Origin of the sequence: Mesorhizobium sp. M0058, assembly GCF_040323095.1 — a bacterium.
Lineage (GTDB): Bacteria > Pseudomonadota > Alphaproteobacteria > Rhizobiales > Rhizobiaceae > Mesorhizobium.
In genome coordinates this window covers 175,804-200,836 of the sequence record NZ_JAMYUQ010000009.1, presented here as the reverse complement: position 1 = coordinate 200,836, position 25,033 = coordinate 175,804, and the positions used below count along the sequence as shown (strand labels likewise).

General features: G+C 61.8%; 21 protein-coding genes. 8 read left to right on the top strand and 13 right to left on the bottom strand.

Annotation, left to right across the window (positions count from 1 at the left end; all coding sequences use genetic code 11):
- Positions 1–247: 247 nt before the first annotated feature.
- Complete coding sequence (gene ctaD / locus NKJ75_RS17555; RefSeq protein ID WP_352499994.1) at positions 248–1,906, top strand: cytochrome c oxidase subunit I; 1,659 nt, start codon at positions 248–250, stop codon at positions 1,904–1,906.
- A gap of 103 nt (positions 1,907–2,009) precedes the next feature.
- Here ctaD and sdhD read toward each other — a convergent pair whose 3' ends face one another.
- Positions 2,010–2,399: a succinate dehydrogenase, hydrophobic membrane anchor protein gene (gene sdhD / locus NKJ75_RS17550; protein ID WP_027050929.1), complete on the bottom strand. Its 390-nt coding sequence runs from the start codon at positions 2,397–2,399 to the stop codon at positions 2,010–2,012.
- A 657-nt stretch (positions 2,400–3,056) separates the two neighbouring features.
- Here sdhD and cphA point away from each other — a divergent pair.
- Genes cphA through NKJ75_RS17535 form a run of 3 tightly spaced genes read left to right on the top strand, consistent with a single transcriptional unit; the run spans position 3,057 to position 7,554 of the window.
- Positions 3,057–5,834 (top strand): cyanophycin synthetase, encoded by a 2,778-nt coding sequence (cphA, locus tag NKJ75_RS17545; RefSeq protein WP_352499993.1) that lies wholly within the window; start codon positions 3,057–3,059, stop codon positions 5,832–5,834.
- Positions 5,834–6,733 (top strand): isoaspartyl peptidase/L-asparaginase family protein, encoded by a 900-nt coding sequence (locus NKJ75_RS17540; protein ID WP_352499992.1) that lies wholly within the window; start codon positions 5,834–5,836, stop codon positions 6,731–6,733. Before cphA ends, NKJ75_RS17540 begins: the two co-directional genes overlap by 1 nt.
- Positions 6,730–7,554, top strand: coding sequence for a cyanophycinase (locus NKJ75_RS17535; protein WP_023710470.1), 825 nt, complete (start codon positions 6,730–6,732; stop codon positions 7,552–7,554). The genes NKJ75_RS17540 and NKJ75_RS17535 overlap by 4 nt, the downstream gene beginning before the upstream one ends.
- 196 nt (positions 7,555–7,750) lie before the next feature.
- Here NKJ75_RS17535 and NKJ75_RS17530 read toward each other — a convergent pair whose 3' ends face one another.
- Together NKJ75_RS17530 and NKJ75_RS17525 are read right to left on the bottom strand one after the other, a co-directional pair.
- Positions 7,751–8,248, bottom strand: coding sequence for a hydrolase (locus tag NKJ75_RS17530; RefSeq protein WP_023806123.1), 498 nt, complete (start codon positions 8,246–8,248; stop codon positions 7,751–7,753).
- 39 nt (positions 8,249–8,287) lie between these two features.
- Complete coding sequence (locus NKJ75_RS17525) at positions 8,288–8,458, bottom strand: hypothetical protein (RefSeq protein ID WP_023672674.1); 171 nt, start codon at positions 8,456–8,458, stop codon at positions 8,288–8,290.
- Positions 8,459–9,390: 932 nt separating this feature from the next.
- Here NKJ75_RS17525 and NKJ75_RS17520 point away from each other — a divergent pair.
- A complete protein-coding gene (locus tag NKJ75_RS17520) occupies positions 9,391–10,215 on the top strand; it encodes an SIR2 family NAD-dependent protein deacylase (protein WP_023834098.1) in 825 nt (274 codons plus the stop codon).
- Positions 10,216–10,343: 128 nt separating this feature from the next.
- On the opposite strand, the gene NKJ75_RS17515 is transcribed toward NKJ75_RS17520, so the two are convergent.
- The 3 genes from NKJ75_RS17515 to NKJ75_RS17505 all read right to left on the bottom strand — a co-directional run bounded on the left by NKJ75_RS17515 (position 10,344) and on the right by NKJ75_RS17505 (position 12,567).
- Positions 10,344–11,411 (bottom strand): M42 family metallopeptidase, encoded by a 1,068-nt coding sequence (locus NKJ75_RS17515; protein ID WP_023672671.1) that lies wholly within the window; start codon positions 11,409–11,411, stop codon positions 10,344–10,346.
- 47 nt (positions 11,412–11,458) lie between these two features.
- Entirely contained in the window at positions 11,459–11,887 is a 429-nt protein-coding gene (locus NKJ75_RS17510) for a GFA family protein (protein WP_050589274.1), read from the bottom strand.
- A gap of 68 nt (positions 11,888–11,955) precedes the next feature.
- Positions 11,956–12,567 carry an ATP-dependent Clp protease proteolytic subunit gene (locus NKJ75_RS17505; protein ID WP_023672669.1) on the bottom strand — a complete coding sequence of 204 codons (612 nt, stop codon included), beginning with the start codon at positions 12,565–12,567 and terminating at the stop codon, positions 11,956–11,958.
- Positions 12,568–13,012: 445 nt separating this feature from the next.
- On the opposite strand from NKJ75_RS17505, the gene NKJ75_RS17500 reads away from it, so the two are divergent.
- Positions 13,013–14,413 (top strand): Do family serine endopeptidase, encoded by a 1,401-nt coding sequence (locus NKJ75_RS17500; RefSeq protein WP_023707500.1) that lies wholly within the window; start codon positions 13,013–13,015, stop codon positions 14,411–14,413.
- A 183-nt stretch (positions 14,414–14,596) separates the two neighbouring features.
- Here the strand turns inward: NKJ75_RS17500 and NKJ75_RS17495 are convergent, their stop codons facing one another.
- The 6 genes from NKJ75_RS17495 to NKJ75_RS17470 form a co-directional block, all read right to left on the bottom strand.
- Positions 14,597–15,562, bottom strand: coding sequence for an ABC transporter permease (locus NKJ75_RS17495; protein WP_023682464.1), 966 nt, complete (start codon positions 15,560–15,562; stop codon positions 14,597–14,599).
- Between the two features lie 3 nt (positions 15,563–15,565).
- Positions 15,566–16,570 carry an ABC transporter permease gene (locus NKJ75_RS17490; protein WP_502903879.1) on the bottom strand — a complete coding sequence of 335 codons (1,005 nt, stop codon included), beginning with the start codon at positions 16,568–16,570 and terminating at the stop codon, positions 15,566–15,568.
- Positions 16,567–18,111 (bottom strand): sugar ABC transporter ATP-binding protein, encoded by a 1,545-nt coding sequence (locus NKJ75_RS17485; protein ID WP_023682466.1) that lies wholly within the window; start codon positions 18,109–18,111, stop codon positions 16,567–16,569. Before NKJ75_RS17485 ends, NKJ75_RS17490 begins: the two co-directional genes overlap by 4 nt.
- A gap of 60 nt (positions 18,112–18,171) precedes the next feature.
- A complete protein-coding gene (locus tag NKJ75_RS17480; RefSeq protein WP_023672664.1) occupies positions 18,172–19,152 on the bottom strand; it encodes an ABC transporter substrate-binding protein in 981 nt (326 codons plus the stop codon).
- A gap of 103 nt (positions 19,153–19,255) precedes the next feature.
- Positions 19,256–20,875 (bottom strand): GMC family oxidoreductase, encoded by a 1,620-nt coding sequence (locus tag NKJ75_RS17475; RefSeq protein WP_023672663.1) that lies wholly within the window; start codon positions 20,873–20,875, stop codon positions 19,256–19,258.
- Positions 20,872–21,621, bottom strand: coding sequence for an FCD domain-containing protein (locus NKJ75_RS17470; RefSeq protein WP_023682469.1), 750 nt, complete (start codon positions 21,619–21,621; stop codon positions 20,872–20,874). The genes NKJ75_RS17475 and NKJ75_RS17470 overlap by 4 nt, the downstream gene beginning before the upstream one ends.
- 187 nt (positions 21,622–21,808) lie before the next feature.
- Here NKJ75_RS17470 and NKJ75_RS17465 point away from each other — a divergent pair, with 187 nt between their 5' ends.
- The gene (locus NKJ75_RS17465) at positions 21,809–22,903 is read left to right on the top strand and encodes a mandelate racemase/muconate lactonizing enzyme family protein (protein WP_023745094.1); all 1,095 of its coding nucleotides are present in this window, start codon (positions 21,809–21,811) and stop codon (positions 22,901–22,903) included.
- A 292-nt stretch (positions 22,904–23,195) separates the two neighbouring features.
- Positions 23,196–23,768, top strand: a complete 573-nt coding sequence (locus NKJ75_RS17460; RefSeq protein ID WP_196814988.1) for a hypothetical protein — start codon at positions 23,196–23,198, stop codon at positions 23,766–23,768.
- 457 nt (positions 23,769–24,225) lie between these two features.
- On the opposite strand, the gene NKJ75_RS17455 is transcribed toward NKJ75_RS17460, so the two are convergent.
- Complete coding sequence (locus NKJ75_RS17455; protein ID WP_245265786.1) at positions 24,226–24,963, bottom strand: SDR family oxidoreductase; 738 nt, start codon at positions 24,961–24,963, stop codon at positions 24,226–24,228.
- Between the last annotated feature and the right edge of the window lie 70 nt (positions 24,964–25,033).

The window sequence follows — 25,033 nt, the reverse complement described above, 5'->3', positions numbered from 1 at the left end:
GGGGTCATGGAGACCATAACGCGCCTCGAGCCAGAAGGCGGATATCAGCCCACCAACCACCGTAGTCAGAACCAGTGTCGCAGCAATTATCGCCAGCATGGACGTCGATCCTCAGCCGCGCAGGGTCGGCCGCGCGGAACCTAACCGCGGCTTCCGTGGAATGTTCCTACCGCCGGTTCGGTGGAGGGAACAATCAAGTTCCAGCACGGTTCGATGCTGGCGACGGACGGCTCAAGCGGAGAAGGTCATGAACGAATATACGGCGGCAGATCCGGACGGTCTCGACAGCCACCAGCCGACCGGCATCACCCGATGGCTGTTTTCGACCAACCACAAGGACATCGGCACACTCTATCTGGCCTTCGCTTTCATCGCGGGGGTGATCGGCATGCTCTTGTCGGTGAGCATGCGAATCGAGCTGCAGCAACCCGGGATCCAGTTTTTCCCCGGACTGGCGTCGATGATCTATGGTTACCAGGGCGACGCGGCGATCGACGCCGGCAAGCAGCTTTACAACGTCTTCACCACGGCCCACGCGCTGATCATGATCTTCTACACTGTGATGCCCGCCCTGATCGGCGGCTTCGCCAACTGGATGGTTCCGATCATGATCGGCGCCCCCGACATGGCCTTCCCGCGCATGAACAACATCTCGTTCTGGCTGCTGCCGCCGGCATTGATGTTGCTTTTGTTGTCGATCTTCATGCCCAGCGTCCCCGGCGGCTATGGCCCTGGGACCGGCTGGTTCCTGTACCCGCCGCTGTCGACCTCCGGCCATCCCGGTCCCGCCGTGGATCTGGTCATCCTGTCTCTGCACATTGCGGGCGCCTCCTCGATCCTGGGAGCCATCAACTTCATCACCACCATCTTCAACATGCGCGCGCCGGGGATGACCCTGCACAAGATGCCCCTGTTTGTGTGGTCGATCCTCATCACCGCCTTCCTGCTGCTGCTGGCTCTGCCGGTGCTGGCCGGCGCCATCACCATGCTCCTGACCGATCGCAATTTCGGAACCACGTTCTTCGCGCCGGACGGCGGAGGCGACCCGCTGCTGTACCAGCATCTCTTCTGGTTCTTCGGCCACCCGGAAGTCTACATCATGATCCTGCCGGCGTTCGGCATCGTCAGCCAGGTGATCTCGACCTTCTCGCGAAAGCCGATCTTCGGGTATCTCGGGATGGTCTACGCAATCGTGGCGATCGGGGTGATCGGCTTCGTCGTCTGGGCCCACCATATGTACACCAGCGGGATAGGCCTCGACACGCAGCGCTACTTCACCTTCGCCACGATGGTGATCGCAGTGCCGACCGGGATAAAAGTGTTCTCCTGGATTGCAACCATGTGGGGCGGTTCGGTCAGCCTGCGGACGCCGATGCTCTGGGCCCTCGGCTTCATATTCCTGTTCACCGTAGGCGGGGTGACGGGCGTTCAACTCGCAAATGCCGGCCTCGACCGTGAACTGCACGACACATACTTCGTCGTCGCGCATTTCCACTACATACTTTCACTGGGAGCGATCTTCGGCATCTTCGCGGGCTGGTATTACTGGTTTCCGAAAATGACGGGATATCTCTACAATCCGCTTCTGGCTGGGGTCCATTTCTGGACGACCTTCGTCGGCGTGAACCTCGTCTTCTTCCCCCATCACTTCCTTGGATTGGCGGGCATGCCGCGTCGCTATGTCGACTATCCCGACGCATTCGCCGGCTGGAACATGGTGTCCTCTTATGGATCGTACCTGTCGGCCGCGAGTGTCGTGATTTTCCTCTTCGGCATCTTGGAAGCTTTCTACCGGCAAAGAGCCGCCGGCATGAACCCATGGGGGCCAGGAGCTACCACATTGGAGTGGGAGCTGACCTCTCCACCCCCTTTCCATCAATGGGACAGGCTGCCGCAAATCAGATGAGGCCGGGTTGTCGAACTCCTGTGCGCAAGCCAGCCCGGTTCGCCGCTGAGGCGAACTTCAGCCTGCCGGTGGCAGACGCTGGCTGCAGCTGAGAACCGGATCGCTATCTGAAGCTGATTAACAGCACAGCGAACAAGCTTGCGAGCGCGACTGCCCAGCAGAATAACCAATTGGCGATCAGAAGAAGCGATTTGAGCACGGTGGCGTGGCAGTAATCTTCGATGATCGATTGCATTCCAAGCCGCATGTGAACGCAGCTTACGAGAATGAAGCCAATAAGGGCTGGCGCGACATAGATCGATCCTACGACGCTGAGGACGGCGTCTCGAGGCTCACCGACCAGCATTATAACGACCGCGACGATGTAAATGACAAGGATCAACAGGGCAGCAGATGTCAGCCGCTCCAGCATGAACGTTTCGGTTCCGTGTTTCGCCGATCCAAGGCCCCGCACTCGGGCTAGCGGAGTTCTGATTGAGGGTCTGTCAGCCATGGCGTTTCCCCAAAATTACTTGGTTGCCTTGCGCGCAACTCAAGCTGTTGCTGTTTCGATGCCCGGGCCGCCGGTGCCGACGGATAGTGGGCAAGCACGGTCTCCAGTCGAGCAAGGCGGGCTTTGTGGGCGTTCAGTTCGTATCCTGAACGCCATCCAATTTGCCTGGGTCTGCCATCTCTGCATAACTCGCTTTCAAGCAGCGAGATACGAAGGCGGACCGCGTCGATCTCCTTGACAAGCGCGGCCTTCACCGATTTTCGACTCTGCATGGCTGTAGTTCCGGTGCAAGGATGGTTCCAAACCTGACGCGTCTGGAAATGTTCCCGGGTGCCGAAGGCGTGCTGAAGATTAATGCCTCAGTGCTGCACCCGCACAATGGGTGGCCATGAGCAAAGCCGGGCACTAGCTCAACGGCCGCGGTGTGCCCGGCGAATGCTTGTGAAGAGGAGCGAATGCCTGGCCCGCCTCGTCCCGAGAGAATAAGTAGCCCTCAGAACAGCGACCGCACGTGGCCGAGATGACCAGAGGGTGTTCTTGGGCCAACATATGTTAACGGCCGCTTTTGTTTCTCTCTCCTGCAAAAATATTTGGGCTGAAAGGCCGGGAACTAACCGATCCTCCGGATGTTGCGGAGTTAGTCAGGAGAAACGGACTATGTCGGACAAAGAAATTCATCGGGGCGCCTCGCGTTTTCGCCCTATCCGCGTCGTGGACGCCCGCGTGTTTCGCGGGCCGCACCTCTATAGCATGACGCCAATGGTCCAGATTCGGATCGACCTCGGAGCACTTGAGGCGTTCCCGACAGACAAACTGCCTGGGTTTTCCGAACAAATCGTCCGACTGTTGCCCGGCCTTGCGGGCCATGGCTGCAGCTATGGCGCCGCCGGCGGCTTCGTCCGCCGCATGCAGGAAGGAACCTGGCTCGGCCACGTCGTCGAGCATGTCGCCCTGGAACTGCAGAGCATGCTCGGTCACCGGGTGACACGAGGAAAGACACGGTCGGTCAAAGGCAGTCCCGGCACTTATAACGTCATGTTCGCCTACAAGGATGAGCTTGTCGGGCTGCTCGCCGGACGCGTCGCGCTCGAACTGGTGGACAGTCTGCTGCCGGCCAATCTGCATGGTGTCGAGGGGCTCGGCGACATTGCGGAAACGCAGGGGCCATTCGAGTTCGCAGCCAGGCTGCAGCAGCTCAAGCGTCTGGCCGCCGAGCGTGCCTTGGGGCCTACGACTGCTTCCTTGGTGCGCGAGGCCGAGAGGCGAGGCATACCCGCGGCGCGGATCGACGACAGCAGCCTCGTGCTGTTTGGTCACGGAAAGCATCAGAAGCGCATCCGCGCCAGTTGCAGCGACCTCACTTCCGAGATTGCGACCGAGATCGCCTCGGATAAGGACCTGACCAAATTCCTGCTGCAACAGGCCGGCCTGCCGGTGCCACGCGGGGAGCTGGTGCGATCGGCGCAGGACGCAGTCGCGGCGGCAGCACGGCTGGGCTACCCCGTGGTCACCAAACCACTCGATGGCAATCATGGAAGCGGCGTCAACATCGGTCTGGCAACGGAAGACGAGGTCCGCTGGGGCTTCGAACAGGCGCGAGAACACAGCCGCAGCGTTATCGTCGAGCAGCATTTCGTCGGCTCGGACCACAGGATCCTGGTGATCGGCGGAAAGGTGGTGGCGCTTGCCGAGAGGGTTCCGGCCCATGTGGTCGGCGATGGCCGGAGTTCTGTCGCCGAGCTCGTCGAGGAGACGAACCGCGACCCGCGGAGGGGAGAGGGCCATTCCTCGGTATTGACCCGCATCGAAATCGACGAATGCGTCGAGCATTTCCTGTCAAAATCGCAGCTCGCCCTGGCGAGCGTTCCAGCGCCGGGCCAAATGGTGCTCTTGCGGCCCACCGCCAATCTCTCCACCGGTGGGACCGCGATCGACCGAACGGAAGAAATCCATCCCGAAAACGCGCTGATCGCCAGGCGGGCGGCACAGATCGTCGGTCTCGACATTGCCGGGATCGACTTCGTCTGTCCCGACATCTCATGGCCGGTGAGCGAAACCGGCGGCGGCATCATAGAGGTGAATGCCGGTCCCGGCTTTCGCATGCATCTCGAACCCTCGTCGGGGCGCGCCCGCAACGTCGCACGGCCCGTGCTCGATCTTCTCTTCAAAGGCGGCAAGGACGGCCGGATTCCGATCTTCGCGATCACCGGGACCAACGGCAAGTCGACCACTGCCAGAATGCTGGCGCACATCCTGCAGGCGAATGGCGCAACCGTCGGGCTCACCTCGACCACCGGCGTCTACCTGAACGGCGAACGAATCATCACAGGCGATTGCTCAGGCCCGCAGAGCGCCAGGATCGTGCTGCGCGAGCCGGGTGTCGATGTCGCGGTGCTGGAATGTGCGCGCGGCGGGATCCTGCGCGAAGGGCTTGCCTTCGATGCATGCGATGTTGGCGCGGTGCTGAACGTCCACGGCGACCATCTCGGGCTGAGGGGCATCGACACGATCGAGGACCTGGCGGAGGTGAAATCGGTCGTGGTCGAGTCCGTCCGCCGCGGCGGATGGAGCATTCTCAATGCCGACGACGTCCATACGTCCGCAATGTCGCGCGATGCCGGCGGCAGGACCTGCTACTTCTCGCTGGCGAGCAGGAGCGAGTGGCCCGGTTTCTTGCGCAGCCACCTGGCGGAAGGCGGCCGCGCCGTGACGCGGGAGCCCAGCAGCGACGGCTGGGACATTTTCATCCACGAGGATGGGGAATCGATGTTCCTGATGAGCGTCGACGAAATTCCCGCGACCTTCGAGGGTTCGGCCGAATTCAACGTTGCCAACAGCCTGGCAGCCGTCGCCATGGCGCATTGCCACGACGTTCCGGCGGCAACGATCCGGGCGGCGCTGGCCGAGTTTGGCACCTCGTTCGAGCAATCTCCCGGTCGCCTCAACGTCTTCGACGGGCATGGTTTCCGCACGATCGTCGACTATGCGCACAATCCGGAAGGGCTGAAGGCGCTCGGAAAGCTCGTTTCCCACATGAGGCGCGGCTATCAGCGCACGATCGGCTTGGTCGCCATACCCGGTGACCGCCGCGATTGTGATATACGCGAGATGGGCGCGATCGCTTCGCGGATATTCGACGTCATCGTCTTCAAGGAGGATGAGCAGGAGCTGCGCGGCCGAGCCCCCGGAGCGATCGCCGGCTTGCTGCGGGAAGGTGCCTTGAACGCCGGCTGCGCCCCAGGCCGCATTCACGCCGTCTGTCCCGAGAAGGAGGCCGTCGACGTGTGTCTCAGGCTTGCACGGGAAAACGACCTTGTCGTGCTGACCGTCGACGACGTTGAAGCCGTGTGGCGGCAGGTAACCGGCTTCGGAGGCGCGACGCCTTCGAGGGGAGGGCCCGATCAGACCCATATTCGCCATCTGAGGGCTGGCTGATGTGGTCGCTGATCCTGCACGGCGGCGCCAAGGAGATCGATCCGCAAGAGGAGGAGGCGCATCGCAACGGATGCATCGAGGCGCTCGAGGCAGGTCGGGCCGTCCTGGCCGGCGGCGGAACGGCGGTCGATGCCGTGGAAGCTGCCGGTCGCGTCCTCGAGGCCGACCCGACATTCAATGCGGGATATGGAAGTGCCCTCAATTCGGACGGCGAGGTCGAGATGTGCGCTGGCCTGATGGAGGGCAGGGACTTCAATGTAGGTGCCGTCGCAGTGATCAAGGGCGTGCGCCATCCAATCAGTGTCGCCAAGGCCATGCTGCATGAGGAGCCGATCCTGCTGGCGTCGGAGGGAGCCCGGCGTTTCGCCGCCGACAAGCAGCTGGAGCTTTGCGATCCGGCGGATTTGATCACGCCGCAGCAGCGCGACGCCTCCAGCAAGTCTGAGGCGAAGGATACGATCGGTGTGGTTGCCCTGGATCAATACGGGGACATCGCCGTGGGCACTTCGACCGGCGGACTGGACGGCAGTGCTCCCGGTCGTGTGGGGGATTCTCCGCAACCCGGCTGCGGCTATTATGCCGACAACCGGTTGGGAGCCGTCGCCTTCTCGGGAGACGGTGAGCATATCGCGCGAAAGGCTCTCGCGGCCCGTGTCATGCAGGCACTCTCGGCGCGGCAGGCATTGTCTTCGGGACAGGCTGAAGGCGGCCTGGAGCAGGTGCTGAATCCCGCGCTCAAGGAAGTCGAGGCGATCGGCGGCGAAGCCGGAGCCATCGTGCTTACCGCGACCGGCGTGTCTGGATGGGCGCATAACAGCAGGGAGTTCGCAGTCGCTTTCATGACCAGCGAGGACAACCACCCGCACGTTTTCCTGCGCAAGAAAGACGTGGGCAAATGACCGACAAGAAGAAAAAACGATCCTCGAACGGTAAAGCCGGAACGCTCGTCATCATCGGCGGCCACGAGGACCATGATGGCGATCGTGTCATCTTGAAGGAGGTGGCGAGCCTGGTTCCGAACGGCCGCCTGGTGCTTGCCACCATCGCGTCTCATGAGCCGGATGGCTATCTCGAGAAGTATCAGAGGTCCTTCGGTGAGCTGGGCATCAAGGATGTCATCGAGCTCTACGTCAACGACCGCCTCGAGGCAGCTCATGAAAAGAAAATAAGTGCGCTTGCAGACGTGAGCGCGGTGTTCTTCTCCGGCGGCGACCAGCTCCGCATCACCAGCCAGATCGGCGACACGCCCATCGACGAGCGGGTGCACGAAATCTATGAAGCCGGAGGCGTCATTGCCGGCACCTCCGCGGGCGCGTCGGTCATGAGCGACACAATGATGGTGAAGGGGCCGAACGCAGCGTCCTTTCGGATCGGCCACATTCGCATGGCGCCGGGACTGGGCCTGCTGCCGAACGTCATTATCGACCAGCACTTTGCGGAACGTGGCCGCATTGGGCGGCTCATCGGGGCGGTGTCGCAGAACCCGCGCGTCCTCGGCATCGGCATTGATGAAGACACCGCGATCGTGGTGAAGGGCGAGATGTTCAAGGTCATTGGCAGCGGCGCTGTCTATCTGGTCGACGCAGCCGGCGTGACCCATTCCAACATCGCGGAAGGTGAGCCTGATGCCGCCCTTTCGATTCATGATCTGAGGGTTCACGTGCTGAGCTCAGGCGATGCGTTCGATCTCGCGCTGCGACGGCCGGTGGGGCTTCCGTAAGACTTCGCCACACTCAAGCTGATGGTGTGGCGCGGTCCGCGTACCGCGAAAACCGCATATATGAAGCAGTTCTCCTATTTGAAGTCGCCCAACCAGGATTGTCGCGTTGTTGCGGGCCCGGCAGGATTACAGACGGCCTCTCGTCGGCTCGAATCCCGCAAAGCTGAGACCTTCGCTCGCCCGGCGTTCTGCCGGGCTAACCCCGCCGGCGACTGGCCTGAATGGCAGCAAAGGTTACCGGACGAAACCCCCATGCGTCGACGCCGACATCATGCTGGCGCGTTATCGGCTTCAGACGACCGTGCGAATGACCGTGCAGGTTTACCGATCTCTTGCCGATCTGGTTCCAGGTGCGAAAAGGATAGTGACACAGAACCAGCAAGCTGCCCTCGACAAGAAGCTCCATATAGTGGTGCACGCTCGCCCAGGCCGGGTCGCCAATGGTGGCAGCGCCATCATTGTTGCCAATTATCAGGTGCTTGGACCCGTTAAGAGACGACAGCAGTGAAGACACGGTCTCGGCTGGACCCTTGGCGAAATCGCCGAGGTGCCAGACCTCGTCGTTCGGGCCAACCGTTTCGTTCCAAAACGCAACCAGCGCCTGGTCATGCTCGACCAACGAGGCGAAGGGACGCCGGTCGAGGCGCAGAATGCGCGGATCGTTGAAATGCGTATCGGAAGTGAAGAAGATCATGCGCTGCGGCCGGCTGCGACGCGCGAATGGCGGTCGCCTCTAACTGCCGGAGCGCTCTTCGGCTTCATCATCGATCCCGATCGGGGCTTCCCTGAGCATCTTGAGTGCCTCTTCCTTCGTAAGGCCGCACTTGCGCGCGAAGTAGAGCGCCTCGATCGCCTTTTCGCGATCCGCCGTAGATTTTGCGTGCTGTTTGGGCTTTTTGCCCATCGTTCTCTGCCACCTTCCGAGGCCACCAAACCATCACAGTGCCGCGTTGTTCCCGTGCATCGGCTGACCTGCCGGACTGCGCGACTGCCGATGTCGCCGACATCCCGGGAGCCCCGGACAGCGCGTATATCAGCCGGCTCGCGACAACGGCGGAGCGACTCCAACCCCGACAGCGTGAATTCAAACAAAAGCCCGCGCCGTGGGAGGGGCCGGCGCGGGCGATCGGGCTACCGATCTTGCAGCGCGGGGGTCGACCGCTGCATGGCTCGAACTGTGCAAGCGAGCATTTGTTCCGGGCCGCATGCAAAGCATCGGCGTTTCATTGCATCCTGGGGGACACAACCAGCATTTCGCTTCAGTCCGCCGCCGATGTGGGAGGATGAATACCGCCTTGCGCTAATTCGTCCGCCCTGGACACGAAACCAACCGCGCATTGAGCGCGTAGCTTCGGCGATTTAAAACACCTGCACTGGAATATTTCCGGGCGCATGGAACATCTCCGGTCGCTGATGTTTAGGCCGGAATGACGATGATTTCTGTTCTTACAATGATTTACTCTCTCGCCATCTTTATCGGCGCGAAGCGGCGCAACCTCTTGGTGAATGCGAAACTCGATAGAGCTTTGCGCAATATGCTGGCGCAGAACTGAATCATCGTGGCCAGTAAACCGCAACAGCGCCGGTTCCAGTTCACAGCCAGTGTCCTCGCAGCCGCTACTTCAGTTCGGGTGGCAAGCGGCTCGGCAGGACTGCAAGGACCGCCCCCTCTGGGCTGGCTGGTGCACGGTCGATCCGATTTAGTCGATGACGGCGGGGCACGATGCTCCCGCAGTGCGCCGTGCTGGCTCGAATTGCGGGGCCCCGTCCAAGATCCGCGCACGGGGCACGCACCTTTAGGTCCGGCCCACGCGAGTGGCTTCGGAAGACCTATCCATGAACGATGATGATCCTATAGCTTCGCTCGCCAACGCAATTCGTCATCGCAGCGCAATTTTGTTTGTGGGGGCGGGGGTATCGATCAGCGTCGGACTTCCGTCTTGGGAGAAGCTCATCGAGCGAATGGCAAAGGAGCTCGGCGTCGACGATGAATTTTCCACGCGACGCGATCGTTTTCAGACCTTGGCCGAATACTATCGGATCAAGCATGGCAGCATCGGACCACTTCGCAGTTGGATGGACAGAAACTGGTCTGTCGCCAAGGAACGGATCGAGAAATCGGAATTGCACCGTCTCATCGTGACGCTCGATTTTCCCGTCATCTATACGACGAACTATGACCGGAACCTGGAACTCGCTTTTGAAATCCACGGTCGAGAGTACGTGAAAGTGGCCAACGCACGGCACGTTGCGCAGGCCCGTCGAGGCATAACGCACATCGTGAAATTTCACGGCGACTTTGACGAGGACTCTTCCCTTGTCCTCACCGAAACCGACTATCTTGACCGCCTGTCCTTCAATTCTCCCCTTGATGTCCGCTTTCGCTCCGATGCTCTCGGCAGCACGATCCTGTTCATTGGCTATAGCCTCTCCGATCCAAACATCCGGCTGCTGTTGCACCGGCTTTGGCAAACCTGGCACCGGTCTGGATATGAGAAAGATCGTCCCCCTTCGTTCATCTTCATGCCCAGCCGCAACCCTGTGGAGGAGGCCGTGCTTGGGCGCTGGGGTATTTCGGTGCTCGTTGGCGCAGGTGATGATCCTGAAGCCGGTCTGACGGATTTCCTCAGGCGTTTGGTGGAAGCGGTCGCGGTGACCTGAGGCGCGCTCCCCAGTGGACCGTGGTTGGGTTTTCGCAGGTGCGCGGTGACCGACGCACCAGGCGGTAGGCGACAGGCGCCAGATCGGCGACTGTTGGAGCCACGACTTCCACAATCAATCCCGCCGCCTCATCTTGGCGTGAAGTCGATCTCCGGCGTCAATTGCCGGCAATATGCACAAACCAGGTCAATCGTCGTTTGCACATCATCCAGGCAAACAACTTCCGACGGGGTATGCATGTAACGCAAAGGCACGGAGAGCACCCCACTTGCGACGCCGCCTCGGTTCTGCTGCATGACACGCGCGTCGGTAGGGCTTGAGCTGCCCACCGCCTGAAGCTGATAAGGTAGGCCCTCTTTCTCGGCCACCGACTTCAGCAGATTGAACACCACCGGGTTGGTGTTCGCGCCTTGAGTGATTGCCGGCCCTTTCCCAAGGTCCAGTTTGCCCTGATCCTCGGCGCGAGCGCGCGGATAGTCCATTGCCACGCCCATATCAATTGCGAGGCCGGTTCGAGGCGCGATATTGAACGCTGAGGTCATCGCGCCTCGGGAACCAATTTCCTCTTGAACCGTACCCAGGATATAGAGGCCCACGCCGGGGTGAACGCCTCCCTCCTCGGAGAGGCAGCGCAGGACCTCGGCGCCGATGAGGAGGCCAACCTTGTTGTCGAACGCTCGTCCGACAGCAAGGTTGCCCTGTAGCGCCGCAAACTCGCCGTGGATAGTGACCGCGCTGCCGACCTCTACGACCTTCAACGCTTCCTCTCGCGAACTCGCGCCGATATCGATCCATAGTTCCATCAGCGAGGGAGTTTGAGACGTGTCAGAGGCTTTGAACGTCTGGATTGCTTTGCGACCTACGACGCCCAGGATCGGCTCCTTGCCGTGCACCCAGACACGCTGGCCGATTTCAGTGGCAACGTCCGTTCCACCTATGGTGCTGAAGAAAAGAAAGCCGTCATCGTCGATGTAATGGACGATGAAGCCGACCTCATCCATGTGCCCGGCATACATGAAGCGCATAGACGCCTCAGGATTGATGATCGCCGTGACATTGCCCATGACGTCCGTGGTCAACCTGTGGGCATAGGGACGAACATACTCGCGGAAAAGCTCCGCTACGGGTTGCTCAAAGCCGCTCGGCGACGGGGTCGCCACAATTTCCTTCAAGAACTTGAGTGATTCATCGCGCATCAAGCTGACTTTCACGGTTCAAGGGGTGGAGGGCCATTCGAGCATGGTCATACTCGTCGGGCCTCGCGCCAATTTTGGCCTTCTTCGGTGCGATCGCCCGCGAATTGGTCAGCCCAAGGCAGGTTGTGGAGCCAGGCTTCGCGCCGGGGGGTCCAAAGCTCGTATGTCGGGAGAAGGTCGTTTGGCGCATCGTCGAGAGTGCCGATCATGATCTCGGCTTCGTCGTCGCGGAGATTCACCACGCGCGACCCGCATGCCGGACAAAAACCTCTGCCGTTGAACGCCGCAAGCTCGCCCTTGCACTGGTAAGCCGACCGCGGCCACACGGCAAAGGCACTGTAGGTGCTGCCGCTGGTTCGCTTGCAATCCTGGCAATGACACAAGCCAACGCGCAACGGCGCGCCGGTGACAACATACCTCACAGACCCGCAAAGACAGCCGCCGGCCCGCTCTATCTTGTCAACCTCGTCGTTCATGGTCGCCGCCGACATGAGTGAGGCAAGCGTGTTTGACTCCGCTCTGCCGTTTGCATCGAGGCATCAAGTTAATGGGCAATGTCTTCAACAAGGCCTAGCTCCAAAGCTCTTGCTGCCATCAGGTAGCAGCTGTTCAGGGCATGGTCGCGCAGCTCTTCCAGCGATGTTCGAGAACCTTGGACGAGATCGGCGAACCCTTCATTCTCGAGTCGCTCTGCCGTTTCCAACAGCGCAAGTTGTTCGCGAACGATCTGAAGACAGCTTCGAATTGGTCCATTCAGAACCAAGTCTTTCTCAAGCCTTCTTTCATGAATCAGCAGGACTGCTTGCGGGCAAAGGAACCTGCAGGCTTTCGGGAAAGCGGCAAGGACCGTTACCCCGGCAGAGTAAACCGTATTCTTGCCAATGATGTAGCCGTTGCGGCCCGAGTGTTTCAGAAAAAGTTTGAACTCTAGAGCTAGACGTCGCGCGCCGTCGGCGTCGCCTCCGGGCGTGTCGATTTCAACGTAGAGATCGTCTTCCCCGGAACGCACGGCTTTCAAATCGTCCAAGGCTTTGGTGACGACAGTGTCATCAATCAAGCCGTGTATACGCAAGTTTGGATCGAACAAAAGCCGGTGAAGGTCTGGAGCGGGCGGCGGGGAGACGGTGTGTTCGGCAGACTGGGGCAACAGGTCCATATAGGCATCCTCATTATGGGGGCCGAACTTAGTTGGTACCCTTTTGTTCCCTTGAGGGAGTTCGAGCGGTGGTGATCACAGCCGCGTCTCTCGGCGGCTGTGGAGCTCCCTCTTTCATTGCAGATCCTTTTCGCACCAGGCCCGGTAGAGGCACCTCAGCCGCTAGGTTGGCTCCATGGGCATATCGGGCATTTGCCGGAGCTGACGCAGTCGCTTTGCTGATTTCTGCCACGTCTGGGACCAGTCCTGTGGACGGTTGAACTCGACGGCTTCAATGGTTCCCGGCTGCTGCCTTCCGGACCCCCGCGGTCGGGCTATTTTTCCTGGCCGTGCCATTTTTCCGGGGGGCTGAAACAAACAGCTTTGTTGGCAGTTCTAGCGTCCGGAGCACCGGCTCCGCGCGGCGCGGCCGAGCGGCCGGGGCTGTCCGGCAGGAGGTCCAGCAATGTCTCACGATATGCAAAGACGATTTGCAACGCGCTTGATCGCGGTTGCGCTGATGCTCTCGGCCAGTGGCGTGGCGCCTGTCCTGGCCCAGGATACCCCGACCGACTTCACAGCGATCATCCAGCAGAAATTGCCGGCCGTGGTCGCGATCACGACCCGGGAGGTTGTCCAGGACCAGACGACGGCGGGCGACTTTACAAGTCCGTTCGACGGCCAGGGCCTCGGACCCGTTCAGCCGCAGGTGAGGGAGGCGCTTGGCTCCGGATTTGTGATCAGTGCCGACGGCTACATCGTCACCAACAACCATGTCGTTGCCGATGCGACAGAGATCCATGTCGTATTTTCCGACAAGGAAACGGCGCCGGCGCAATTGGTCGGCCGTGACCCCGCCACCGATATAGCGGTGCTGAAGGTCGACCCGCGGCCCAACATGACCACGACCAAATGGGGTGACTCGGATGCAATGCAGCCGGGCGCATGGACAATCGCGATCGGCAGTCCCTTCGGGCTCGGAGGGACTGTCACTGTCGGCGTTCTTTCGGCCCGCTCGCGAGACATTCAAGCCGGGCCGTACGACGATTTTCTCCAGACGGACGCGTCGATCAATCGAGGCAACTCGGGCGGTCCGCTGTTCAACGCACGTGGCGAGGTGATCGGCGTCAACACCGCCATTGTCTCGCCGTCGGGCGGCAGCATCGGAATCGGGTTTGCGGTGCCATCGCGTACCGCCCAGAGCATCGCCGACCAGTTGATCCGAACCGGCCGGATCGAGCGCGGCTTCATCGGGGTCCGCCTGCAGGACATCACGCCGTCGCTGGCTGAGGCCCTCGGGATGAAGGATGACAAGGGCGCGCTGGTTGCTTCGGTTGAGCCCGGCAGCCCGGCGGAGAAAGCCGGCTTGAAGCCGGGTGACGTGATCACCCGGTTCAACGGCAAGGGCATTGAGGGTGTCCATGACCTCACGCTTGCGACGGCTAGCCAGAAGCCTGGCAGCAAGGCCACTCTGACACGGAGTAACGGCGGAAAGGACCAGGAGATCGCGCTTGTCATCGGTGAGCGCAAGGATGCGGAGGTGAAGACCGGCGCTGTTCCCGACAAGAAGTCGGCGGCCGAAGGCCTCGGCCTATCCCTCAGCCCGATTCCGGATCAGGCGCGTCAGCAGCTAGGCATCAAATCAGGAACAACCGGCGTCTTCGTCGTGGAAGTGGTTCCCGATGGCCTTGCCGCCCGGAGCGGATTGCAGCCCGGCGATGTCATCATATCGGCCAACAATCGCCGCGTGACGGAGCCTTCGGATATCGTCGAGGAGTGGGCGAACTCTCGCCGGCAGAGCAAGCCCATCCTGTTTCGGCTGGAAAGGCAGGGGCAGTCCGTGTTCGTGGCGGTCGCCGGGAAATGACCGTCTCCAGGACGGCCATGTGACGGCACCAGGATCCGCTTGCGGATCCTGCTCCAAGGGTGTCGGACCCCAGGTGCACCGGGGAAGCATCGCCGCAGAAAGTCTGCGGGATGCGCTCATCGGCCGGGTGCGCAACGCGCACTGATTCTGCAGCGCCATCGTGCTCGAAGGCGCTCGCCATCCTCAGGCAGTTTCGCGCCTTGCCGTAAGCCGTGCCTGGAGAAGGACGACGACGAGCAAAAACAGCCCGCGGATCACCGACTGCCAGTAGGCTGACAGCGAAATCCAGCCCATGCCGTTTTCGAAGTTCAGGACGTTGAAAAGGATGCCGAGCAACAGCACGCCGGCCAGCGTGGTCAACACCGAGCCAGAGCCGCCGGTCAGCAGCGTCCCGCCCACGACGACCGCTGCGATGGCAAACAGTTCCCAGCCGACGCCCTCGATCGGCTGGCCTGCGCCGAACTGAGAAGCGAGGACGACGCCGGCGAGCCCGGCCAGGCACCCGCTTGCGACATAGACGAGAAATTTGACGCCGTCCGTGCGCAGCCCCATCAGCCGCGAGGCATCCTCGCCGCCGCCGATGGCCAGCACCGTCCGTCCCGTGCTGGTGTAGTTCAGGACCACTGAGCCGACGGCATAGGCAACCAGGGCGATGACTGCCGGAATCGGGAAAATCCAGAAATTCCCTTGGCCGATGGCGGTGAAACCCGAATCGTAAGACACCGAAACGGTCTGGTTGCCGGCCAGAAGCAGCGCCGAGCCGCTTGCGGCCAGCATGGTGGCAAGCGTGGCGATGAAAGGCATCAGGTTGCCGCGCGTAACCAGGAGCGCGTTGATCAGCCCGGCTGCCAGGCCGGCGCCAACGCCCGCTGCAAGGCCTGCCACGATGCCGTGCGGGCTCGCCAGGGCTGACGCGACGCTGCCCAAGGCGGCGACGGAGCCGACGGACAGGTCTATGCCGCCGGTCATGATCACGAAGCACATGCCGAGCGCGACGAGCGCGAACATCGAGTTGTAGCGCAGAACGCTCATCACGTTGAAGAGGCCGAGGAAGCGGTCGTAGCGCAGGAATCCGAACAGGACGAGGGCTGCAAGCGCGATGACGACACCGTAAGTGCCGATGATGCGAACCAGTCTGGCGCTGTTCATGGATTACACCCGGTGTTGCTGCTGCAGCCAGACGGCGAATGCGATGATGCCGGCCTTGACGACGAGCGCAGCGGCGTCGGGTACGCCATTGGCGAGCAGCGTGTAGCGCACCAACTGGATGGTCAGTGCGCCCAGCAGGGTGCCGATGATTGTGGCCTTTCCGCCACTCAACAGCGTGCCGCCCACCGCGACCGCCGCGATGGCGTCGAGTTCCATGCCCAGCCCCACGAGATTGGCGTCGCTGGAGGAGTTGATCGCAATGACGACGAGACCGGCTAGCCCCGCGCACAGGCCGCTGATCGCATAGACAGCGAGCTTGATCCTCGATACGGCGATGCCGGCGAGTTCAGAGGCCTTTTCATTGCCGCCGACCGCCAGGATGCTTCGCCCGAACACCGTGCGGTGAAGGGCCCAAGCGGCCGCCGCAACCAGCACGGCCATGATGATGACCTGCGCGGGAATGCCGAGCGGGCGGGCAAGTCCGATCCACTGGAATTGCGGCACGCGGAAGGTCTGCAGATTGCCGTTGGTCATGACCTGCGCGATCCCGCGCCCGGCGATGAACAGCACGAGCGTTGCGACGATCGGTTGGATGCGGAAACGCGAGACCAACCAGCCGTTGAACAGCCCGAACAGGCCGGCGACGAGGATCGAGGCAATCATCGCGACGGCTACCGCCAGACAGATGTTTCCGACCGGGAAGATCGTGCCCATGAAGATCATCGGCGCCAATGCGCCGGAGATCGCCATCAGCGAACCAACCGACAGGTCGATGCCGCCGGTGGCGATCACCAGGGTCATCCCCACCGCGACGATCACAATCGTGCAGACCTGGGTTAGGTTGACGTTGAGTGTCTGCAGCGTCGCGAAATTGCGCGTATAGGCAAGGTTGAAGACCACCAGCAGCACAAGCGCGATCACCGTGCCGTAGCGCGCCAGGAAACCGAACACATCAAAGCGGCGGTTTCCAGCGTCGTTGGCTGCGGATGGTGTGGCCAGATCGCTCACGCTGCCTCCTTCGCCGCGCCGCCATGCGCCATCGCCGCGAGCACGTCCTCCTCGTTGGCTGCCTGGCCTTCCAGTTCGGCCACCCTCACTCCTTCGCGCAGCACGAATATGCGGTCGGCTCCTTCCATCACTTCCTCGAGTTCCGAGGAGATCATCAGCACGCCGAGCCCGTCATCGGCAAGCTTGCGGATGAGGCGCTGGATCTCGGCCTTGGCCCCGACATCGATGCCGCGCGTCGGCTCATCGAGAATGAGCAGCTTCGGGTTCATTGCCAGCCAGCGGGCAAGCAGCACCTTTTGCTGGTTGCCGCCCGACAACTCGCGGACCTTCTGGTTAGGCCCCGAGCATTTGATGTCGAGTTCACGAATGAAGCGCTCGACGATCTCCTTCTGCCGGGCCTCGTTCAGGATGCCATTGCGGCTGATTTTCGGCAGCAGTGCCAGTGTTATGTTCTCCGCGACGGTCATTTCCGGCACGATGCCCTCGGCCTTGCGGTCCTCAGTGCAGAAGCCCATCCCTGCGGCGATGGCGTCAGCGGCACGTGCGGGATGGTAGGACGCGCCCTCCATCGTCATCTCGCCTGCGCTCCGGCGGTCGGCGCCGAATACGAGGCGGGCTGTTTCGGTGCGGCCGGCGCCGAGCAAGCCGGCAAAGCCGGCGATCTCGCCGCGGCGCAGGTCGAAGCTCACGTCACGCACTAACTGGCCGGCCGCCAGCCCTTGCGCGGTAAACAGCACATCACCGATCCTCGACCGATCGCGTTCACCGAACGCGGTCGCATGGCCTTCGACGGCTGCGACGTCGCGGCCGAGCATGGCCGCGACCAGCTCCAGCTTGCCGATGTCGCTCATCGCCGCGCTTCGCACCGTGCGGCCGTCACGCATGATCGTGACCCGGTCGCAGACCTCATACAACTCGTCGAGCTTGTGGCTGACGAACAGAACGGAGACGCCGTCGGCCTTGAGCTGACGGATAACGCTGAACAAGACCGAGACTTCACGCTCGTCCAGCGAGGAGGTCGGCTCATCCATGATCACGAGGCGGGCGGAAAAGCCGATGGCGCGGGCGATCGCCACCATCTGCTGCGTGGCGGTGTTGAAATCGCTGAGCGGGCGGCGCACGTCGATGCCGATCGAGAAGCGGCTGAGCAGGCGCTCGGCTTCCGCATGCATCGCGCTCCAGTCGAGCAGGCCGCGGCGGCGCTTCTCGCGTCCAAGGCAGATGTTCTCGGTCACCGAGCGCAGCGGTACGAGATTGATCTCCTGGTAGATGGTGCTGATGCCGCTGACCTGCGCCTGATGCGGAGACCCAACTTCGAACGGCTTCCGTTCGAACAGCACCTGCCCCGCATCCCGGCGGTAATAGCCGGTGAGCACCTTGATAAGTGTCGATTTGCCCGCACCGTTCTGGCCGATGAGTGCGTGGATCTCGCCCGGAAGCACCTGGAGCGAGGCATCGGCCAGGGCAGGGATGCCGGCAAAACGCTTCTGGATGTCACGCATGTCCAGGAGCAGCGCGGCTTGGTCCGGCTGAGCGGTCATCGTCAAACTCCCAAACCCTACCCGCCGAAGCGGGTAGGGCAACTGGAAAGAAAGTGGATATCAGAACGCAATATCGAAGTCTTTCTTCGCGTTCGTGGCGTCGAAGAAGGCATCCTCGTTCTTGATGAACGGCGGGATCTTCTTGCCGGCCGCATAGTCGGCCATCGTTGCGAAGGCCTTCGGCCCGAACAGCGGGCTGCAAGCGCAGATAGCGCCGATCTTGCCGTCAATGATCGCCTGGACGCCTTCCTTCTCGCCGTCGATCGACAAGATCAGCACATCCTTGCCCGGGGTCTTGCCGGCTGCTTCCAAAGCGGCGATGGCGCCTAGCGCCATCTCATCATTATGCGCGTAGATGATATCCGCATCAGGGTGCGCCTGAAGCAGCGTCTCGGCGACCTGCCGGCCCTTGTCACGGGCGAAGTCGCCGGACTGCGATGCCAGGATGGTGAACTGCGAGTGCTTGGCGATGAAATCGTCGAAGCCTTTCTTGCGGTCGGTAGCGGCCGAGGCTCCGGTCGTGCCTTCCAGCTCGATGATTTTCGACTTGCCATTGGCGTTCTTGACCAGCCATTCGCCGACGCGGGTCGCCTCCTCGATGAAATCCGAACCGATGAAGCAGACATAATCCTCGCCCGGCTTGGCCATGGTGTGATCAACGTCGCGGTCGACCAGAAACACCGGTATGCCGGCATCGCGCGCGGCAAGAATGACCGGCACCAGGGGCTTGTCTTCGCGGGGCGGCAGGAAGATTGCGTCGACGCCCTGCGCGATCATCGAGTTCACGTCGGAGGCCTGCTTGGCCGACGAACCGGCGGCATCCGTGTAGACCAGCTGATGGCCGAGCTTGGCGGCTTCGTCCTGCATGCTCTTGGTCTCGGCAAGGCGCCACGGATTGTTGCTTTCCGTCTGGGCGAAACCGACCTTGTACTTGTCCTTCTTGGCGAGTGGCGGGAGCGCCGCGAAGGCGCGTGAGCCGAGTGTCAGCGCGACCGCGCCGGCGGCGGAGCCAACCAGTAGTTTTCGACGGGTAATGATCATGCTCTTTCCTCCTTTATTGTCGCTTTCAGCGACTGTGTAATTTCCTCACGATATCGGCCCAGACGGCTTCGGCGATGACGCCGTCGGCAAGCTGGATCCGGCGCTATGCCGCCTCCAAAATAAAGTCGGCGCAGCGGTCGCCCAGCATCATGGCGGGCGCCGCCGTATTGCCGGCATTGATGTTGGGGCAGGCCGACATGTCGGCAACCCGCAGATTGTCTATTCCGCGCACGCGCAGCGCCGCGTCCAGCACCGCCATCCGGTCGCTGTCCGAGCCCATCCGGCATGTCCCGGCCGGATGGTAGTTGGTCTTCACAAAGCGCTTGCAATGCTTTGTCATGGCTTCGTCGCTGAGATCATCCTGGCTTGGCACGGCAATGGCCTTGACCCGATCGGCGAGCGGCTTGGTCTGAAAAACCTGCAGGAAATAACGCTGGCCGGAGATCATTTCCCTCATGTCGTCGGGATGTTTAAGGAGGTTCGGCGAAACGATCGGCATGTCCTTCGGATCCGCCGAACGCAGCCTCACGAAACCGCGCGACTTTGGCTTCACCACCACTGTCGTCACGGTAAGCCCATAGGTGTTCTCGACCAAGGTCAGGATATCGCGGTCCAGATAGACGTGCGGTACGCAGAAGGCCTGGATCGTCGGTTCGCCCTCGGGATCGGCCGGATTGACGAAGGCTCCGGCCTCCACCCCCGCTGACAGGATCGTGCCGGTGCCGAAGAGCTTGAAATGCAGGCCGTTCCTGATCATCCTCCAGCCTTGGCCCTGCCTGAAATAGCCGTATGGGCCGTTTGCGGTGGCGATGATCGGCACCTCCGGATGGTCGATCAGGTTTTCGCCGACCCCGGGCAGGTCGGCGACGCAGGAAATGCCGTGCCCGGCAAGCGCCTCGGCGGGGCCGATGCCGGACAGCATGAGCAGTTTCGGCGAGACGAGGGCACCGGACGAGACGATCACGTCGGCATCTGCATGGACGGTATGCTCGGCGCCCGACGCATCCGAATAGACGACGCCGGTGACCCGACCGTTTTCGATCAGCAGCCGGCTGACTGTGCAATTGAGTTTCAGCGTCAGCTTGGGATCATTCGTCAGCGGCTCGATGAAGGCATAGGCGGCGCTGCTGCGCTTTCCCCGCCGGTTCATGAACTGGTAGAAGCCGACCCCGCGCTGCGACGGTCCGTTGAAGTCATGGTTGTACGGCAATCCAAGGCCTTGGACGGCCTGGACGAACCAACGGGAAACATCATCGATGTGGCCTGGATCCGAGACCAGCAGCGGACCTTCGCTGCCATGCAGTTCGCCGCCGAGGCGGTTGTTTCCCTCCATGCCGGTGAAATGCGGCAGCACCGCCTGCCAGTTCCAGCGCACGCCGGCATTGTTGCCGCGCAGCAGTTCGTCCCACTCCTCATAATCGGCCGAGCGGCCTCGCATGTAGACCTGGGCGTTGACCGAGGTGCCGCCGCCCAGCACGTTGCCTTGCGAGATTTCATGGACGCGGCCGTCGAGATGGGCCTGCGGCTCGGTGCGGTGATAGCGCATGAATTTCGAGCCGTTGATCATCTTGAAGATGCCGGGCGGCATGTCGAGCAAGGGATGATGATGGGAATGGCCGGCCTCCAGCAGCAGGGTTCGCCGTCCCGCTTTGACAAGCCTTGCCGCCGCGACGCAGCCGGCTGCTCCGCCGCCCACCACGATATGGTCGTAGGACTGCGTCATGCTTCCGGCGCCTCACGGCTTTCGAATGTACCGCGGACATACTCCCAGGCCGCCGAGAGGTGGTTGAGCAGCGCCCGCTCGGCGCCGTCAGGATCTCGCTCAATGATGGCCGTGCAGATTTCACGATGGCTGAGGAAATTCACGCGGTTGCGCTCGGGCGACCGTGGCATGCGCATCCAATGCGGCGACAGCCATGCGGTAAATGCCTTGTGCACGACAGGCAGCACCGGGTTGCGCGCGATGTCATAGAGCGCTGCGTGGAACGCCACGTCCGTCGCATAGAATTTCTCGGAATCCGGGATGGCCGCCTCGTTCATCGCCAGCGCCGCCCTCAGGGCTGTGACGTCATCCTTGCGGGCATGGATGGCGGCGTTGCGCGCCAGCGACGCCTCGAGGAAGACGCGCATGTCGTAGAGGTTCTTCACGCCCGCCTGGTCGCTCAGCAGATGTCCTACAATGCCGTCGAGGGCGCCGAGCGCGGCATCCAGGCCAGGCCGGCGCGCCACGGGCCGGAACCGCGGACGCGCTTCCACCAGGCCGCGGCTGGCCAGGCGCGCAATCGCCTCACGCACAACGCCCCGGCCGACACCATACTCGATCATCAGTTCGCGCTCGGCCGGCAGGTAGCTGCCGTCGCCAAGCCTTCCGGACGTGATGTCGGCCTCTATGCCGGCCACCATCGCGTCGGCCGCGCGGGCGGCGAGAATAGCCGCGGGCATCTCAGGACGCTCTTCCGTATCCAGCAAGCCTTTTCCTCCCAGATGGTCCTGTTATTAGAAGGTAAATCGGACCAAAGCACAAGCGGTTTGATGCTTTTGTAGGACCAAAAATGACAGACTGGCTTCAGAATCGCTGAAAGATCAACCACATTGTTGCTAGTCAGCGCTGCCGGTGCAATTATGGTCCGATGAAAAAACCTGAATGGAGCGCAGCATGAGCCGCACCGAAATCAAGGAAGTCGAGACCCGGCTGTTCCGGGTCCCACTGCGTGAGGTGATGACCGATGCCAAGCACGGCGCGCACACGCATTTCGAGCTGGTCACCGTCACGCTGAGGCTTGCCGACGGCACCGAGGGCACAGGCTACACCTACACCGGCGGCAGGGGCGGCTATGCGATCAAGGCAATGATCGATCACGACCTCGCGCCGTTCCTCAAGGCTCGCGACACGACGCAGATCGACACGATTTACGACGGCATGCTCTGGCACATCCACTATGTCGGGCGCGGCGGCATCGCTTCTTTCGCGATTTCGGCGATCGACATCGCGTTGTGGGACCTCAAGGGCCGGCGTAGCGGCCTGCCGCTTTGGCAGATGGCGGGCGGGGCCGGGAAGAGCGCCAAGGCCTATCGCGGCGGCATCGACCTAAACTTTACCCTCGATCAGCTTTTGGCCAGCATCGATTCCTATCTCAATGGCGGCTTCACCGGGGTGAAGATCAAGGTCGGCAAGGACGACCTGGCCGAGGATGTGGCCCGGGTGAAGGCAGTTCGCGAGCGCATAGGACCTCATGTCACCTTTATGGTTGACGCTAACTACGCGCTTGACGTCCCGCGAGCGATCGAGGCAGCGAGAGCATTCGCCGCCTACGATCTGCTGTGGTTCGAGGAGCCCATCATACCCGACGACTATGAGGGTTACGCCAGCATTGCCAAGGCGACCGGAATGCCCCTGGCAATGGGAGAAAACCTGCATGTCATCGAGGAGTTCGAGCATGCCTTCGCTTGGTCGAATCTCAGCTACATCCAACCCGACGCCTCCAACTGCGGCGGGGTCACAGGCTGGCTGCGCGTGGCGGCGCTCTCACGCAAGGCTGGCATTCCGGTCTGCAGTCACGGGATGCAGGAACTTCATGTCAGTCTCGTTGCAGGTCAGACAAATGCCGGCTGGGTGGAGGCGCATAGTTTCGATATTGACCTTTACACCACCGAGCCGCTTAGGCTTCAGGATGGTTTGGCGATAGCACCCGACGAGCCTGGAGTGGGCGTTGTCTTCGACTGGCGCAAATTGGCGGATTTTCGCCAATAGCGCCCCCTGAACGGCGGCACGGCCGCATGCATTTTGTCCGGATCCTGATTCCTCGTTCCGGCAACGCGGAGAGCCCTTCGACAGGAAGACTTCGACCGTCTGAACAACGAATTCGCCGCCGCCGCAGCCAGCGGGCATACCGCTTATCGGATGCCACACTTACATTTGTAATTGCAGCGACGCTTCACCGGCTTTAACTCACGCGATCATAGCAGCGACACGACAAATGCAGGCGGCCGCCCGAACACCGGCAGAAGCTGCAAGCATTGGGTGCGCCTGCAGGGAGGCGGCGATGGTTGCAACGCGTACGGACACTGCGCATGCGGTTATGGAGGACTTCATTCTATCGCGGCACCGCTCACTGGTCCGCGAAGTTGGATTTTACGAGGCTATGAGTCAAACCCGACAAGCGATCGCCGCATCGCGCGAGGTGCTGAGGCGCTTTCGCGAACGTCAGGGCGACGACACTGCTCGAGCAAAGAATGCAGACCGTGGTCCTGTCGCCGTGTCAGCCTTCGATGCCGACATCATACGCGCTGCATGCCGAGATCTGATCGCGGAGATGAACGTGCCCGAGTGTCAATGGCGCGAGCTGGCGCGAAGTCTGGTGCGCGAATTCGTGGCCTGCGAGGAGACCGAAGCCGGTTTGGTGGATTGGATCGTCCGCCGGCCAGCGATGACGAAGACGGACGAGGCCGGCCGACCGGAGCCAGCCGGCGAGGCGGCGAATGAGCCAGGAGTCAGTCGACCGCAATCAACGCGAGCAAGCAGATCTCCCGGCGACTTGTTGCGCCGAACTGCGGTGGTCCCAGGATCGGAAACTTTGGCGAGCGGCTTGGACACATCTGATCCTCCTCGTTTTTAGGCGTCCGGCCCCGTGTCCGCATTCGGAGACGAATGCGTCCAGCCGACTGTCTAAGGCAGACGGCGACGGCCATGTCGCGTTGCTCCCGGCCTTCGCTCACAAAGGAGCCCAAGCCGGACGCCAACCAGGCTGCATTAGGCCAATGGGAACAATTTGCGCGGGCCGAGCTTGGGCTAGCGTCGTACAGAGGTGCAAGTATGCAAGATAATTTTGACCGAGCTTCATCCGTCGCGGAGGTTGCGGAATCATTCGTGAGATCCCGGAGGCCGTTCTCTGTCGTATCGACCCGGGATGCGGTCACGACTGTCAGGAAACAGGCAGCTTTTTGCGAGCATACGGATGGCGAGCTTGCGGAGTTGGTGGCGGCAATTGCGGTCAGGCATGGTCGATTGGTCGCGTTCGATCTTGATCTCGACGACACAGGCTTGGAGATCGGTCGCGCAGCATAGCCAACGCCTCACGCAATGAGATAGCCACCGTCAACCGGCAAAATTGCCCCAGTGATGAATCCCGCGAGCGGCGAACACAAGAACAAGGCGGGGCCGGTCAGGTCGCCCGGCGTACCCCAGCGACCCATCGGAGTGCGTTTCATCAATTCCGCGTTGCGAGCTGGATCGGCCCGTGGCGCGGCGGTCATGGCGGTCTCGATCCAGCCAGGCGCCAATGCGTTTACGCGAATGCCATCCCCGGCATAGGCGATCGCAAGTGACTTGGTAAGTTGCACGACCGCGCCCTTGGATGCGGCGTAAGCCGGCGCATGAGCCGCGCCGAAAAACGCGAACATCGAGGCGATGTTGACGATGGCGCCCCCGTTCGAGAGTGCCCCTCGGAACGCGCTCGCACTCCGCATGGAGCCGGTGAGATTGATATCGACCACCGTTTCGAAACCCTGGACAGTGAATTCGGCGGCGCGCAGGTTTACCCCTGCGCAATTTACGAGCGCTGCAACGGATGTGAACTGACTGGAATATCCTTCGACCGCAGTCATGTCCCGGACGTCGAGTACTGAATACGAGACGGGGGTGCCGTATGCACGAGCGGCCGCTACCTCGGCGGCCGTGGCCCCCGTCGCGTGGACGATTGCCCCGGCCCCGGCGAACGCCATGGCGATGCCGTTTCCGATGCCTGTCGTGCCTCCGGTAATGACGACGGTCTTGCCCGCGAAGAAGGGCATGGCCCATATGGAATCGGTCACCAAGATCTCCTCGTTTCGCCTCTGTGGCGGAGCGCGAACTCATCGGCGCGGAAGACAAACGGGCGGATGT